The organism is Enterococcus sp. DIV1758 (assembly GCF_051711985.1).
Taxonomy (GTDB): domain Bacteria; phylum Bacillota; class Bacilli; order Lactobacillales; family Enterococcaceae; genus Enterococcus; species Enterococcus faecalis.
Genome location: NZ_JBIOOA010000001.1, coordinates 2,268,485 through 2,283,690 on the forward strand (window position 1 = coordinate 2,268,485; position 15,206 = coordinate 2,283,690).

General features: G+C 37.5%; 17 protein-coding genes. 7 read left to right on the top strand and 10 right to left on the bottom strand.

From position 1 onward, the window contains the following. Positions 1-49: 49 nt before the first annotated feature. The gene (gene lsa(A), locus IGJ52_RS11020; RefSeq protein WP_438792112.1) at positions 50-1,546 is read right to left on the bottom strand and encodes an ABC-F type ribosomal protection protein Lsa(A); all 1,497 of its coding nucleotides are present in this window, start codon (positions 1,544-1,546) and stop codon (positions 50-52) included. 375 nt (positions 1,547-1,921) lie between these two features. On the opposite strand from lsa(A), the gene sdaAB reads away from it, so the two are divergent. Both sdaAB and sdaAA read left to right on the top strand, forming a co-directional pair. Then, entirely contained in the window at positions 1,922-2,590 is a 669-nt protein-coding gene (gene sdaAB, locus IGJ52_RS11025) for an L-serine ammonia-lyase, iron-sulfur-dependent subunit beta (protein WP_002414070.1), read from the top strand. Positions 2,591-2,612: 22 nt separating this feature from the next. Further along, on the top strand, positions 2,613-3,485 hold the full coding sequence (sdaAA, locus tag IGJ52_RS11030; RefSeq protein ID WP_002367199.1) for an L-serine ammonia-lyase, iron-sulfur-dependent, subunit alpha: 873 nt from the start codon (positions 2,613-2,615) through the stop codon (positions 3,483-3,485). A gap of 64 nt (positions 3,486-3,549) precedes the next feature. Here sdaAA and IGJ52_RS11035 read toward each other — a convergent pair whose 3' ends face one another. From IGJ52_RS11035 to IGJ52_RS11045, 3 genes are read right to left on the bottom strand one after another with little or no spacing between them, the layout of a single operon-like run. After that, positions 3,550-4,395: a M55 family metallopeptidase gene (locus tag IGJ52_RS11035; protein ID WP_010827695.1), complete on the bottom strand. Its 846-nt coding sequence runs from the start codon at positions 4,393-4,395 to the stop codon at positions 3,550-3,552. Further along, the gene (locus tag IGJ52_RS11040; RefSeq protein ID WP_025194202.1) at positions 4,392-5,495 is read right to left on the bottom strand and encodes a M42 family metallopeptidase; all 1,104 of its coding nucleotides are present in this window, start codon (positions 5,493-5,495) and stop codon (positions 4,392-4,394) included. The genes IGJ52_RS11035 and IGJ52_RS11040 overlap by 4 nt, the downstream gene beginning before the upstream one ends. Before the next feature lie 13 nt (positions 5,496-5,508). Continuing rightward, positions 5,509-7,137 carry a peptide ABC transporter substrate-binding protein gene (locus tag IGJ52_RS11045; protein WP_438792113.1) on the bottom strand — a complete coding sequence of 543 codons (1,629 nt, stop codon included), beginning with the start codon at positions 7,135-7,137 and terminating at the stop codon, positions 5,509-5,511. A gap of 77 nt (positions 7,138-7,214) precedes the next feature. Between IGJ52_RS11045 and IGJ52_RS11050 the strand changes: the two genes are divergently transcribed. Then, on the top strand, positions 7,215-7,937 hold the full coding sequence (locus IGJ52_RS11050; RefSeq protein ID WP_002382511.1) for a MurR/RpiR family transcriptional regulator: 723 nt from the start codon (positions 7,215-7,217) through the stop codon (positions 7,935-7,937). Positions 7,938-8,029: 92 nt separating this feature from the next. On the opposite strand, the gene IGJ52_RS11055 is transcribed toward IGJ52_RS11050, so the two are convergent. The 4 genes from IGJ52_RS11055 to rpmG form a co-directional block, all read right to left on the bottom strand. After that, positions 8,030-8,908, bottom strand: coding sequence for an alpha/beta hydrolase (locus tag IGJ52_RS11055; RefSeq protein ID WP_438792114.1), 879 nt, complete (start codon positions 8,906-8,908; stop codon positions 8,030-8,032). A gap of 118 nt (positions 8,909-9,026) precedes the next feature. Continuing rightward, positions 9,027-9,572 carry a transcription termination/antitermination protein NusG gene (nusG, locus tag IGJ52_RS11060; protein ID WP_002384070.1) on the bottom strand — a complete coding sequence of 182 codons (546 nt, stop codon included), beginning with the start codon at positions 9,570-9,572 and terminating at the stop codon, positions 9,027-9,029. A gap of 124 nt (positions 9,573-9,696) precedes the next feature. Next, a complete protein-coding gene (gene secE, locus IGJ52_RS11065; protein ID WP_002356409.1) occupies positions 9,697-9,867 on the bottom strand; it encodes a preprotein translocase subunit SecE in 171 nt (56 codons plus the stop codon). Between the two features lie 20 nt (positions 9,868-9,887). After that, complete coding sequence (gene rpmG, locus IGJ52_RS11070) at positions 9,888-10,040, bottom strand: 50S ribosomal protein L33 (protein ID WP_002356408.1); 153 nt, start codon at positions 10,038-10,040, stop codon at positions 9,888-9,890. A gap of 285 nt (positions 10,041-10,325) precedes the next feature. On the opposite strand from rpmG, the gene cbpA reads away from it, so the two are divergent. After that, on the top strand, positions 10,326-10,964 hold the full coding sequence (gene cbpA / locus IGJ52_RS11075) for a cyclic di-AMP binding protein CbpA (RefSeq protein ID WP_002365057.1): 639 nt from the start codon (positions 10,326-10,328) through the stop codon (positions 10,962-10,964). A gap of 73 nt (positions 10,965-11,037) precedes the next feature. Here the strand turns inward: cbpA and murB are convergent, their stop codons facing one another. Next, positions 11,038-11,925, bottom strand: coding sequence for a UDP-N-acetylmuramate dehydrogenase (gene murB, locus IGJ52_RS11080; protein ID WP_002387193.1), 888 nt, complete (start codon positions 11,923-11,925; stop codon positions 11,038-11,040). An 86-nt stretch (positions 11,926-12,011) separates the two neighbouring features. Beyond that, complete coding sequence (locus IGJ52_RS11085) at positions 12,012-12,926, bottom strand: Gfo/Idh/MocA family protein (protein ID WP_002419269.1); 915 nt, start codon at positions 12,924-12,926, stop codon at positions 12,012-12,014. A gap of 206 nt (positions 12,927-13,132) precedes the next feature. Between IGJ52_RS11085 and IGJ52_RS11090 the strand changes: the two genes are divergently transcribed. From IGJ52_RS11090 to IGJ52_RS11100, 3 genes are all read left to right on the top strand, one after another. Further along, positions 13,133-13,888 carry an exodeoxyribonuclease III gene (locus tag IGJ52_RS11090; protein ID WP_002419270.1) on the top strand — a complete coding sequence of 252 codons (756 nt, stop codon included), beginning with the start codon at positions 13,133-13,135 and terminating at the stop codon, positions 13,886-13,888. 33 nt (positions 13,889-13,921) lie between these two features. Then, positions 13,922-14,455, top strand: a complete 534-nt coding sequence (locus IGJ52_RS11095; RefSeq protein ID WP_010713133.1) for a 3'-5' exonuclease — start codon at positions 13,922-13,924, stop codon at positions 14,453-14,455. A gap of 120 nt (positions 14,456-14,575) precedes the next feature. Continuing rightward, entirely contained in the window at positions 14,576-15,166 is a 591-nt protein-coding gene (locus IGJ52_RS11100; protein ID WP_033601219.1) for a hypothetical protein, read from the top strand. Positions 15,167-15,206: the final 40 nt, after the last annotated feature.

The following is a 15,206-nucleotide window of genomic DNA, read 5'->3' on the forward strand; positions in this document are numbered from 1 at the left end:
AACATACCCTATTACTATACAGGATTCCCTTTACTTTTTCAAGATGTTTTTATGATTTCAAGGCAATTTTTTTATCCGTTATTTTCTTCATGAAATGCGCATCATGCTCAATCACTAGCATTGCAGGCTTCACAGATAAGATTAGCGTTTCTAATTGTTGATGATTAAACACATCCAAGTAATTAAGGGGTTCATCCCAAATATAAAGTTCAGCTGATTGAGACAATGATTTGGCTACTTCGACTTTTTTCCGTTGCCCCATACTCATTTGTTCAATTCGATTAGTGAAAACAGCGCGCTCCATCCCAAGTTTTCGTAAGTTATTTAAAAATTGGGTGTAATCTAACTGATTTTTCTCTGCAAATTCGGATAAAGTTCCTTGATTGTCTTCATAATCTTGGCGCACATAAGAAATGGTTAATTGGTGAGCCAAAGTGGCTTCGCCTTCTGAATCCCCAGAAAAATTATCCAATAAATACTGAATTAAGCTCGATTTTCCTGAGCCATTTTTTCCTGTTATTCCGACAATTTCTCCCGCGTTTATTGAAAAAGAAATTGGCGTAAATAGCCAATTTTTCTCGTAGCCCAGACGAAGCTCTTCCACCGTCAATAATGTTTTGTGATGCGTTGGCTGATAATCCATTGACAAAGGATCAATATACTCAAGATCTTTTAATAGTTTTTCTTTTTCTGCTAATTGTGTTTCGGCGCGTTGTTGAATGTGTTTCGAACGCTTCATTACGCGCGCAGCCCGGGCACCAATGGCTCCTGTATCAAAAATCGCCCCGCTTCCTTTTTCCTTAGCGTTGCCGTACTTATCACCTTCACGGTTCATCGACCATTCCGCTTTTTTACGAGCGGTTTCTTTCAAGCGATTGACTTCTTTTTTGATTTTTTCATTTTCTGCCAGTTCAAAAGCATCTCTTAATTTTTTTTGCTCTTCATAAATAGAAAAATTCCCTTGATACAGTGTCAATTGACTTTTTTCAATCGCCAAAATATGATCAACTACTTCATCAACAAATGCCCGATCGTGGCTGACTAAAATAAATCCGTGTTTCTTTTTCTTCAAATATTCAGCCACTTGTTGTCTGCCAGCTAGATCTAAATGATTTGTTGGCTCGTCAATTAAAGGAAAGGCATTTTCTTCAATAAAAAGAAGACCTAATAAAACTTTCGTCTTTTCGCCGCCTGATAAAGAAGAAAAGGGCCGCCATAAAACTTCAGGATCAACGTTTAAAAGCGTTAATTCTCGTTCTAATTTCCACTGTTCAAAAGAAGTCACCTCTTGTAAGACATAATAAGTGAGCTGTTGTTCTTCTGCAACTGTTTGTGGAAAATAGACGAAATCGACTTGATGAAGAATCTCTCCTTGGTAATCCAACTGCTTTTGTAACAATCTTAATAAGGTTGTTTTCCCACGGCCATTGCGGCCAATCAATCCTAATTTCCAATTGGTATCCATCGTGATATTTGCCTGATCAAAAAGCAATACTTCTTGATTATCATAGGCAAAAGATAGTTGTTTTAGTTCAATTTTCGACATAAATATACCTCCATAAAGCAAAATTGATGCAGCTTTACGGAAATCAGCGGCATCAATCCAAGGTATACAAAAAGACCCGTGGCTGAATTCTTTAAGCTAATTTCCGAAAATCCGCACACTCCACCCGTTATATTCAGGCAAAGTTATACAGTTTCTCTAAAAAATTAACTTAAATTTTCAACGCACGAATCCCTCTTTTCGTCTTTTATTATCTAGAATTTAGCATCTCTTCACTGATTTGTCAACGAAGGCCCCTTGCTTTCATTCTGATAAAAATTTAAATTATTCGCTAAAACACAAGCGATTGCCTAGTTCCCCGCCATTTTTTGTGTTAGACTTCCAATGAAAACATATTCTAATGAAGAAGGTGCTGAAATGGAAGAGTTACGCTTTAATAGTGTTTTTGATATTATCGGACCCGTTATGATTGGTCCAAGCAGTTCTCATACAGCTGGAGCGGCAAGAATTGGAAAAGTGGTTCGCAGTATTTTTGGACAGCAACCTGATAGCGTTGACATTTATTTATATGAGTCTTTTGCCAAAACTTATCGTGGTCACGGAACAGATATCGCCTTAGTTGGCGGCCTTTTAGGCATGGAACCAGATGATGAGCAACTAGCCAATTCTTTGGAAATTGCCTATGAACAAGGAATGGAAGTTTGTTTTATTCCTAAAAGTGAAAAAGCAGACCATCCTAATTCCGTTAAAATTGTGGTTTCTTCTGGCGACCGAAAACTATCTGTGACAGGAATTTCAATTGGTGGTGGAAACATTCAAATTTCTGAATTAAATGGCTTCAAATTGTCTTTAAGTATGGGCACGCCAACATTTATTGTTGTCCATCAAGATGTTCCTGGCATGATTGCTAAGGTGACCAACATCCTTTCAGCTAGCGATATCAATATTAGTACAATGACCGTTACCCGAGAATCTAAAGGGGAAAAAGCGATTATGATTATTGAAGTTGATCAAGCCGAAGTCGGTGACATTGTCATGCAATTAGCTGAAATCCCTCATATATATAGCGTTAACTATTTTGACTAAATGAACGTAAAGGAGTAATACGATGTTTTATTCAATTGAAGATTTGGTAGCTCAAGCGAAAGAGTACCCTTCTGTGAGCGAATTAATGATTGCAACAGAAATGGCTCATGGCGGGTATTCTCGTGAACGAATTATTGAAACAATGGAAAAAAATCTAGCCGTTATGAAACAATCTGTCGCTGAAGGAATCGCTGGTGTTACCTCAGTAACAGGGCTAACTGGTGGCGATGCAACCCGCTTAAATGATTACATACATTCAGGCAACTTTTTAAGCGGTGAGACCATTTTACAAGCCGTGCGAAATGCGATTGCTGTTAATGAAGTTAATGCAAAAATGGGCTTGATTTGTGCTACACCAACTGCAGGCAGTGCCGGAGTAGTTTCTGGCGTCTTGTTGGCAGTTATTGATCGCTTAAAGTTAACCCATCAGCAACAATTGGATTTTCTATTTACAGCTGGGGCTTTTGGCTTAGTGATTGCCAACAATGCCTCAATCAGTGGTGCCGAAGGTGGTTGTCAAGCTGAAGTCGGCTCTGCTAGTGCAATGGCCAGTGCCGCTTTAGTTGCGGCTTCTGGCGGTACGCCTGATCAATCTGCTCAAGCTGTGGCTATTACGATAAAAAATATGATGGGCCTCATTTGTGATCCTGTTGCAGGACTTGTTGAAGTCCCTTGCGTGAAGCGAAATGCATTAGGTTCTTCTCAAGCCTTCATCTCAGCTGACATGGCTTTAGCGGGGATCCGAAGTGTCATTCCACCAGATGAAGTCATCCACGCAATGTACCAAGTGGGTCGCCAAATGCCACAAATTTTCAAGGAAACCGCTGAAGGCGGTCTTGCGGTGACACCAACTGCACAACGTTTAAGCAAAGAAATTCTAGAGAAACAAAAATAGAAATAACTATAGCAAGAAGCTTACAGGAAAAAACGTCCATTCGTTTTTTCCGTAAGCTTCTTCTTTAATCACTTGTTCCGCCTAAACCAACCACAGCGACAATTCCATTCATGACATCTTTCATCGTTTCACCCACAAATGAAACGGTTCTACCATCAATGCGTTTAATCATTGGTAACATTTCAATGCGATCTGCTTGTGCTGTCGTCACACATTGCAATTTTACAGTTGCAGGTGTTTGCAAGGCATATCGGGGTAATTCAGACAACGCAAAGGAAGTTAACACCTGACTTGTAGTTGCTACGATAGCTTCCCGAACTTGTTGCATGGGTCTATTTTTGATTGCATAACGTCCCAGAGATTCTTTGGTGGAAACAAAGGGGACTTCGGGCATCATTTTTTCTTGAAAAAGTTGTTCCTCTAAGCCTGATTCACCGATAATTAAACCAACAGGGACACCTAATTCGCTAGCGTAAGCTGCATTAATTGTCGTTTCATTCATCGCTAATTCGTTTATTTTTAAATCATAAGCAACACTAGCACTATACCCATGATCCATATTCCCTTTTTGTTTACCAATACCAGCATGATAACCTAAGAAAAAGACTACATCATAGCTACTATCCAAGCCACTCATCATATAATCCATGCGAGGAAAGCCGCTCACTAAGGAAATTCGTTCATCCATTTCTGCTAAGCGCGCATAAGCTAAATTCAATCCACGGCTATGCGAATCGGCAATAGTAATTTCTGTAATTTGTTCATTTTTAGCACTCTTTTGAATCCCTTCAATCAACCAAGCCACATGTTGGTGATATAATTCTCGGAATAAAACGGTATCCTCTTTTTCCATATCAAATGTCGCAATACCTGCTAATCCTTCAATATCGCATGATACATAAATCTTCATTTGTTCCACTCCTTTGACAATGGCTGAACCAGTGCTTGAATTTTGTCAGCATCTAAATTTTTGATTAATTGAATGACTAATTCTTTCGCCGCTTGGTAATCTTGAAAGTCCACATAGCAATGGTGTGTGTGTGCGTAACGGACAGGAATTCCTACAACAATCGTCGGGGCTCCTTGAACTTGTGTAATCGCCATGCCATTGGTTCCACCACCACTTCGAACAGAAACTTGAACAGGAATTTTGTGTATTTTAGCAATCTCTAGTGCATACTCTTGAAATTCCGGATTCGTAATCATAGAAACATCAAAATAGCGTAACATCGGTCCTTTTCCCATTGCTGATTGAATCATCTCTGGCGTTTCTGCCGTATCATCAGCAGGGCAGCCTTCGAAAACAATAGCTAAATCAGGATTGACTTGTTTTGCGGCAATAAGTGCTCCTCTTTCGCCAACTTCTTCTTGTGCAGTTACTGTCGCAACTAACTTGAATGGAAGTGTCTCTTCTTTCAACTCCTCCATGACGTCCACTAAGCAAGCACAGCCAATGCGACAATCAAAAGCTTTTCCTAAAAAAAGATCTGTCTGTTCGTTGTAACAACACGTCACATCTGGAATGACCGGTGCACCAAGATCGATTTTGTACGTTTCAATTACTTCTTCTTTTGAGGTAGCGCCAATATCGATTGTCAAATCAGCAATGGTTAATGGCCGCTGACGTTCCTCTGGTGTCATAAAATGAGGGGGCCGACTAGTAACTACGCCTGGCAGATAGGTGCCTTCCCGGTTACGAATCCGAACTTTTTGTGCAGAAATCGTATTAGGGACCCAGCCACCTAACGGAAGAAAACGCAACAAACCGTTTTCTTTAATTGCTTGAATCATAAAACCCACTTCGTCACTATGAGCATCAAAAAGCACTACTGGACCTTCACTTAGATTATTTTTCTTCTCAAGATATAAATTTTTAATGGCATCTAGCCGTTGAATAGTAAAATCCGCAGTTGCGTGTTGAAGGATTCTAACGACTTCTGTTTCAAAACCTGAAACACCATTAGCATTTGAAAGTTCCTGAATTAATTGAACAGCTTGACTTTTTTTCATTTTTTCCCAACCTTTACTTGTCACTGATAGAGACTGATTTGTAATAGCCTGAACCTAATGGGCCATAGACTAAATTTTGGACAGAATCGTCCACTAAGCGTGCTTCTGTTAATTGATAAAGAGGAACTAGGGGTGCTTCTTCCGCAACCAATTGATCCGCTTTTTGTAATGTTTTCCAACGTTCTTCATATTTATTTGCATAAGTTACGTTTGCTTCTTGAAGCAACTGATCGAAGGTCTTATTAGACCATTTACCAAAATTATTGGAATTTTTTGATTGCAATAGGTTTAAGAAATCGATTGGATCAGCATATACTGGCGTCCAGCCACCAACCACAATGTCGAAATCTCCGCTGCGACTTTTTTCTAAACGATTATTAAAAGGAACTGGCGAAACATTGACTGTTAAATTTTCTAAATTATCTGCTAAAGCTCCTTGAACATACTCACTGATTTTTTTAGCATTTTCTGTATCCGAACTTAAAATCGTTAGCTCCGCTTTTTCAATTCCTAATTCTTTTTTAGCCGTTTGCCATAACTCTTTCGCTTTTTCTGGTTCACTAGGATTTAAATCTCCTAATTCCTCTGCAAAATCTTTTTGCGTTTCTTGATTAGTGAAACCTGTTGGCACGAAGCCAAGTGCTTTTTTTGAGCCATCATTTAAAACATTTTTAGCTAAACGTTCAGAATTCAATGATAATGCTATCGCTCGACGTGCATTCTTATTTGCCAAAAGATTTTTTTGCGTATTTAATTGGATATAATACGTTCCAGGAATTTCACGAATTTTCAAAGCTGCATTGCCGTGTTCTTGTGCAACAATTTCTCCAGAAATTTTTACAACATCTAATTCTTTCCCTTCGAAAAGATTTTTCCCAGTATTGACTTCTTTAACGACTTGGACATCCACCTTATCTAGCGAAACATTCGCTTGATCCCAATAATTTTTATTCTTCACATAGGACCAAGTATTATTCGTGCCATCCCAACCTTCCAATGTGAAAGCGCCATTGTAAAGTGTTGACTCAGCTGATGTACCATAGTTTTTGCCCGTTTTTTCGACAAATACTTCATTTAAAGGATAAAAAGCTGGCACCGCCAATAATTGTTGAAAATAACTCATAGGATAGCTCAGCTCTACTTCCAAGGTATGGTCATCAATGGCTGTTACCCCTAGCTCTTCTTTAGATTTGCCACCGTCAACAATAGCACGATAATTTTTTAGCCCTTCAAAATAATACGCTTGCGGGGAAGCTGTTTTTGGGTCTACTGTGCGCTTCCAAGAATATTCAAAATCATTGGCTGTGATTGGCTCGCCGTTACTCCATTTTGCATCTTTTCGAATCGTAAAAGTATAGATTAAACCATCATTAGAGGGCTGTACTTTTTCAGTTGCCAATGCTGGTTTAGCTTCTCCTTTTTCGTCAAAGGAGAAAAGTCCCTCTCCTACTTGACTCATTACATCTGCTGCTGTATTATCCATTGCCAACGACACGTCTGCCGTTGATAATTCCGAATCAATCCCGACCCGTAATACCTGTTGTTCTTGCTTTTTGGTTTCTTTCCCAACATTTCCACAGCCCGAGAGAAGTAGAACTATGATTGCTGCCAAAGACAGCCTTTGCTTTGTTGCCCTTTTCATAAAAACACCTCATTTTTTTATTTTTTGATACCTTTTTCCCACAAAATTATTTATAATCTGATAAAGGAGGTTTGCTCATGAACTTAGATTACTTAAAAGAAACGTATCATTTAACGAAAACAGAAAGTCAGATTTTGTATTATTTGGATCAACAAAGTACGAACGCGGCCGATTTGAGTATTCGAGAAGTTGCCAAACACTGCTTTTCTTCGCCTAGTTCCATCATTCGTTTAGCCAAAAAATTAAATTTATCAGGTTATAATGAACTTATTTACAAATTAAAAGAAGCCCATTTTTCTCAGCCAATCCCTTATGAAACAGCGCCTTCATTTGAAACAACCAACGAGTTTTGTCGACTGCTTGCCAAACACAAGAGTCATTTATTTGTTATTTTAGGTCATGACTTTTCACGACATTTGGCGGCTTACATTAGTGAAGTTTTCAATTTTCATGGCATCCCCAGTATCACAACAGCCCATACTCATTCGATAAATAGTCAAAATAATCAGAATTTTCTTTTTATCATTCTTTCACATTCTGGTGAAGAAAAATACCTAAAAGAAACAGCTCTGCTTGCGAAAGAGAAAAAACATCCTATCATTTCTTTTGTTGGTGCCAAAAATTCAACTCTTGGTCGACTGGCAGATCTCGTTTTTTCAACTGACTCTTACAGCCCGTTTTCAACAAGTGTCGCTCAGCCACAAATGTTTTTTGGCCAAACATTAATCACCTTTGAAGCCTTGATTTGTGCTTATTTAAATCATGAGGATTACATTCCAATATCTCCTAAAAATAAATAATTTTATTTATTATAGCTGAAAAAAGCTATTTCGCTAGCCCAAGTATAGAAAAAGGCACATGTTCCATTTTTTATGGAACATGTGCCTTTTTGCTATTTTTTACTTGGCCATAGAAATTCAATTAGCAATTGATCTACTTCAGGATTTTCATGTAATTGGCTATGTTGTGCATTTTCTCCTTTAATAATCTGGCTAGTGACTTGAGTTCCTCGCTGTCTTAGCAAGGCGTTGACTGCTAAGGCACTAGATAACGGTACCGTTCCATCACTTAAATCTGTTGCACTTAATTGACCACCAATTAATAAAATGGGCAGTTTTTCTGGAACAACATTAATCATCTCTTGATAATCCAAATAGCGGCTACTTTTTTCTGTGGGGCCATTTTCTAGTTCCGTTTCGATGGTTTGCTGTTGACTCGTATCAATAAAATCATTGAAAGGTGCTCCAATGCTGACAAATTTTTCAATTTTAGGTAACGATGTGTCTTGCCCATAGGTTCCTAAATAACGTAAACCACTAACACCACCCATAGAGTGCCCGACAATATTGGCTTTGTTCACTTGATAATTTTTTTGTAAATAGAGTAATGTGTTTTTTATCCATTCTGTTTGATTCCATTCATTGTTTTTATTATCTTCAAATAGAACTTGAACACTGGGATTCGTCGCTTTGCCACTTAAAGCTCCTCGCTCTTTAACCACGGTCCCATCAGGTTTAACGAGTAGCACTAATTCTTGAGTTGTGGCACCTTGTTTCTCCAAGCGATGCAGTAACGAGCCAAACGAATTTTTAGTTCCCGCGTAACCATGAAAAAAGAGCGTTGGTGTTGTTGTGCGGTTTAACTCAACGGTTGCATCTTTTGTGGGGGCTTGGTTGTCATTCTTCGTGGTTGCTCCAATTTGGCAAGCACTTAATAATAGAACAAGACCCATTAGCAAAGAAAAATAACGATATTTTTTGGCCTGTTTCATTTTTTCATTCCTTTCTGCGATGAAATAAAAAAGGGCTTGGAAAAGAAGTCAGTTGACTGCTTTTCCAGACCCTACAATCTGTATCAATCAGCTGAACAATAGTTTGTCAGCTTGTTTATTAATCAATGTTATCGACTTGTTCAAAGTCTAATTCTGTACTTGTTTCACGACCAAACATATCGATGTTTACTTTTAATTTTTGTTTTTCTTCATCGATTTCTGTCACAACACCTTCAAGACCAGAAAAGGCACCTTCGATAATTTTCACTGTATCGCCTAGCGCTACTTCTAAGTCTGATTGACGGGTGCTCATGCCAATTGAACGTAAAATGTGGTTAATTTCTTCTTGTAATAAAGGAGCGGGTTTACTACCGGCACCATGTGAGCCTACAAAACCAGTTACGCCTGGCGTATTACGAACAATATACCAAGAATCATCAGTCATAATCATTTCCACTAACACATAACCAGGGAAAGTTTTATGAACGATTTCTTTTTCTTTACCATTTTTGACTTCTTTTTCTGTTTCTTCTGGTACAACGACACGAAAAATATAATCGCCCATCCCCATGCTTTGTGCACGTGATTCAATGTTTGCTTTTACTTTATTTTCATAGCCTGAATAGGTGTGCAATACGTACCAATTTCTTTCAAAAGTTTCCATTACTGATTCGGCTCCTTTAAATGTTTTAGTTTATTTTTTTCGAGCAAATAAAAAAAGCTCAGTTTCCCGAAGCTTTTTCTCGAATACTATTATAGCACCCCTCGTCGGGAAATACTAGAATTAATTATTTTAAAATCCAGCCAAATGCCGTTTGGATAACAGTATCCATGATAAAGAACAATGCTGCAAATAAAATAGATGTTTCAATTACAACTAATGTATCTTTACGCAATTGTTTTTTTGTTGGCCAAGTTACTTGCTTCATCTCATCAGCAACGCTGCGGAAAAATTTCATGTTGATACCCTCCTCTAAATCTATTTCGTTTCTTTATGTAACGTGTATTGATTACAATATTTACAGAATTTATTGATTTCTAAGCGTTCGCCACGTTTACCTTCACTAACGGATTTAGAATAGTTGCGAGAGCCACAAACGGAACAAGCAAGAGCTGCTTTCTTTGTTGCCATGTTCTTCGACCTCCTCTATTCACAAATTTACTTCTTAACAGTACCATTATTCGAAAAAGTTGTCAAAGTTTAATTTACTTTTTAAAGAAGCGCCGTGCCGATTCTTACGTAATTTTTCACCATTATCGCGAATACGTGCTTGATTTCTTTTACAAAATATCTGATTTTTCTTTATTTTCTATTTATTTTAACAAAATTGCTTTTATTCTGAGGTCTCAGCTATTGTTTTCTGCTAAGTTATGATATGATAAATTTATTAAAAATGAACCCTTAGGAGGCCTGTTTATGTTATTAAAATCTGTAGTTATTAAAAAAGATAATTTAACAACCGTCAATGAATCTTGTACTCTAGAAGAAGCTCTTTCTATTTTAGAAGACTCAGGTTACCGTTGTGTCCCAATTTTAGACGAATCTGGAAAAATTTTCCGAGGAAATATTTATAAAATGCATATTTACCGCCATAAAGCAAACGGTGGCGATATGAGTTTACCTGTTACCTATTTGTTAAAAAATGCCACAAAATTTATTTATGTCAACACTTCATTTTTCAAGGTATTTTTTACTATTAAAGAACTACCTTACATTGCTGTTTTAGATGAAAATAATTATTTTTACGGCATTTTAACACACAGCACCTTATTAAATATTTTAGCGCAATCTTGGAATGTAAAACAAGGGAGCTACGTTTTAACAATTGCTTCAGTTGGTCAACAAGGCGACTTAGCAGCCATTTCAAAAATCATTGCCAAATATAGCAGCATCGCCAGCTGTATTACATTGGATGTTGATAGTGAAGAATTTGTTCGTCGCACACTTATTACTTTACCAGCCGGCACAACTGCCGAAACGTGTACAGCCATTGTAGAACATTTAGAGCGGAAAAACTTTAAAGTTGTAGAATTGGAAAATTTAGAAGACGAGTAAAATTTACGATCTTTATCTTAGGATTTAAAGCTAGGGAGGCAAGTCAAAATGACTTACCTCCCTAGCTTATTTTTTAGACTTCTTCACCAATAATTCGAACTTCCGTTTGCAATTCAACATCAAATTTTTCTTTAATCACTTCTTGGATATGTGCAATTAATTCCACATAATCTGTTGCGGTTGCATGATCGATGTTAACAATAAATCCCGCATGCTTTTCAGAAATTTGAGCACCGCCCCATTTTAAGCCTTGTAAGCCAGCGTCTTGGATTAATTTTCCTGTAAAATGACCAACAGGGCGTTTAAAGACACTGCCACAAGAGGGATACTCTAGCGGTTGCTTCAGTTCACGAAGTTCCGTTAATTCATCCATTTGGGCTTTAATTTCTGCATGGTTTCCTTTTTCTAAAGCAAACGTTGCTTGCAAGACAATACAATGTAATTCTTGAATTTCACTATGACGATAACGGAAATTCAGGTCTTCTTTCGTCATTGTTTGGATAGTTCCATCTGCCAACAGCACTTCTGCAGACTGGAAAACATCTTTAATTTCCCCGCCATATGCTCCAGCATTCATATAAACAGCACCACCGACACTTCCCGGAATGCCACAAGCAAATTCAAAACCAGTTAAATCAGCTGCTAAGGCTTCGTAGGTTGTATCAATCAGCTTGGCACCAGCATCCACAATCATGGTGGTACCGGCTACTTTGATTTCTTTCATTTCTGTTAGCATAATCACGACATCGCGAATACCGCCATCACGAACAATCAAGTTGCTAGCATTGCCTAATACTAACCATGAAAGTCCTTGTTCTCGGCAATACGCCACAATCTCTTCGACTTCTTTTTTTGTTTTGGGTAAGGCCAACACATCAGCTGGGCCGCCTGTTTTGGTAAAGGTTACGTTTTTTAATGGTTCATCTACTAATAAAGTAATTTCGTTTAATGTTTCTAACATAGCTTTAGTGTTCACGAAAGTTAGTCCTTTCTTTTCAAAATATCTGTCTTATTCTAGCATGATAGAAAGAAAGTTGCTAGTCCTCTTTAAAGAACATGCCGTTGTTGTTGGCGTAGCATTTCTTCACATAACGCATGACTTTCATAGACTTTTTCTTGTTTTAACTCTTGCTCTTGCGGTTTTTGAATGGCCTGGATGAAAGCAGTAACCATTTGGTAAAAACCTCTTTTTTCCAATGTTGGCGTCCAATCTCCCATCTCTTTTACTTGGTATTCTTCTTCTGTTTGGATGGTCAAATGCGTTAAATTTTCCAAGCGATAAGTACCTGTGGGGCTGGTGACTTCAAAAGTTTCAGTATTGGCCCCAGAGTGTAAATCCATGGAACAAACAATCGTTGTCTGTTCGGTTTCTAATTGTAAAATTGCTCGTTTTAAATAACCGTTTTCTTCCACTAATTTTGACTGCACCACGTGGAGCGGTCCTTCCGCTAAATAAACTGCGGTATCAACGACATGTAAAAATAAATCATACATCATAAAACTTGTTTCTCTCGTTGTATTGATGCGGTTCTTTTTAATAAAAATAGTTTGTTTTTCAGGAATATTTTTCAATACTTCCGTATAAGGGGCAAAACGACGATTGAAACCAACCATCAGACACAGATTTTTTGCTGCTGCCAATGCTTGTAATTCTTTGACTTCAGCAAGCTCTTCACTTAAAGGTTTGTCCACAAAGACGTGAATACCAGCCTGTAATAATTGGCGAACGACTGCACCATGCACTTTTGTGGCTACATGGACAAAACAAGCATCAATCTTTGCTTCAATCAATTCTTCTATGGTCCCAACGGTTTCTGTAAAGCCATACTGATCAGCGATTTTTTGTCGTGTTTCTGGGTTTCTAGTTGCTAACACAAACTCTGCCAAATGGCGGCATTCACTATAAGTTGGCAAATACGCTTTTTGTGCAATATTTCCTAAACCAATGACTCCAATTTTCATTCGTTTGTCCTCATTTCTGCTCTTTTTACTATTTTATCATAGACTACTTCTTTCCAAAAATCAGTCATTTTCTCTTTTTCTTTTCAAGTATTTAAAACTTCTTTAAAAAGTATTAGAATAGAAGAAAGCACCAAGCGACCTTTTCTTTGGTTCTGGTTTGCACTGAAACGAGCAAAAGCGTTTCTTATTTGAAAGGAGTTTCAACAATGAAATGTATTTCTTGGAATGTCAACGGCTTACGAGCGGTTGTTAAAAAGAATTTTATGGATGTTTTTAATGAATTAGATGCAGATTTTTTCTGTTTACAAGAAACAAAATTACAAGCTGGGCAAATTGATTTAGAACTTCCTGGCTATCATCAGTATTGGAATTACGCCGAAAAAAAAGGCTATTCTGGCACAGCAATTTTCGCTAAAGAAGAAGCGTTAAGTGTTCGCTATGGCTTAGGTATCGAGGCTCACGATCAAGAAGGCCGCGTGATCACTTTAGAATATCCAGAATTTTTCATAGTCACTTGCTACACACCAAACTCACAAGCTGAACTAAAGCGTTTAGCTTATCGAATGACATGGGAAGATGCTTTTAGTGCCTATTTAAACGAATTAAATCAAGAAAAACCCGTAATTCTTTGCGGTGATTTAAACGTAGCTCATCAAAATATTGATTTAAAAAATTGGAAAACCAATCAAAAAAATGCGGGGTTCACGCCTGAAGAACGGCAAAAATTTACTGATTTATTAGACAGTGGTTTCACTGATACATTCCGTTATTTTTATCCAGAAGCTGAGGGCATCTACTCATGGTGGAGTTATCGCTTTAATGCACGAAAAAATAACGCAGGTTGGCGGATTGACTATTTCGTTGTGTCAGAATCCTTGAATGAGCGTTTAGTCAGTGCTAAAATCCATACAGATATTCTTGGTAGTGATCATTGTCCAGTGGAAGTTGTACTTGATTTTTAAGTGTTACTCAACGCGTTGAAAGGAGTTTTTTTAATGAACTTTTACGCTTTTGACTTTGAAACAGCTAGTTATGATAAACATAGTGCCTGTTCCATTGCAATTGTTAAAGTAGAAAATAGTCGGATTGTGGATGAATTTTACACGTTAATCAAACCAGAAACACCTTTTTTCTGGCGAAATACGCAAATTCACGGCATTCATGAATCAGATGTTGCCAATGCGCCCAAATTCCCTGAAGTATGGCAACAAATTCAGCATTGTTTTCAGCCAAATCGGTTAGTGGTCGCTCACAATGCAAGTTTTGATTGTAGCGTTTTGGCTGGCTGTTTAGATTACTATGGCTTAGAACAACCTAATTACCTTTCTTTATGTACTGTCAAAACGAGTCGCAAACTGTTTCCTGAATTTCCTAATCATAAATTAAATACCGTTTGTGAAAACCTCAATATCACTTTAAATAATCATCATGATGCTTTAGAAGATAGCCGTGCTTGTGCCGAAATTCTTTTACAGCAAGAACAACGATTTGGGGTTGAACCTTTAAAAAAATTAGTATTGGTGAAATAATCCAGTTCTTGTTTCCAGCGAAGGCGTTATCTCTTTCATTGGCTAGTTGGCAGGAGATAACGTCTTTTCTTTTACATAACTTTTCCGCTAAAACAAAAATTTTTCAGAAAGGACGCGATGATGTATTCGATTCTTTACTTATTCACAGACTCTCTCAAAAATGCGTGGCGCTCAAAAAACCAATTTAGTACGTTGATTCTTATCTTTATTATTAGTTTTCTGACTTTTTCTGCTCTATTATTGACTTTGTTGTTTTCTCGATGGCTTTCACAAATGATTCTTCTTGATAATTATGCAGTGATTCCTCCATTGAAAATTTTCAGAGGTTTGGCTGGAATCAGCACTGGAACACTCTTTTTCTTCCTGATTAGTTATATTTGCCGAGCTTTCTTCCTAACTTTTTTAGAGCAAAAAAACGACTTACTGATCTTAGCTCTTTTAGGTACGACAAAATTACAAATTTTAATTAGCTATGCCTTACAACCCATCTATTATTTGATTTTTGTTTTGCCTTTAGCTGCTTTTCTAGCTAATAAGCTCATTCAACAGTTTATCCATGATTTTTTCAGCGAGGTGCCTGGTTTAATGCATATCGATAGCTACATGCAAGGTATCTTTTTACCACTAACAGGAAGCCTATTGTTCATTTGCTGTTGTGTCTTTTTAATTCTTTTTAGGAAACTCAATCGCTTAATCAAAAAAGGTACTTGACTAACTATGCGAAAAAAGTGAGAAATACATCATCTCGACG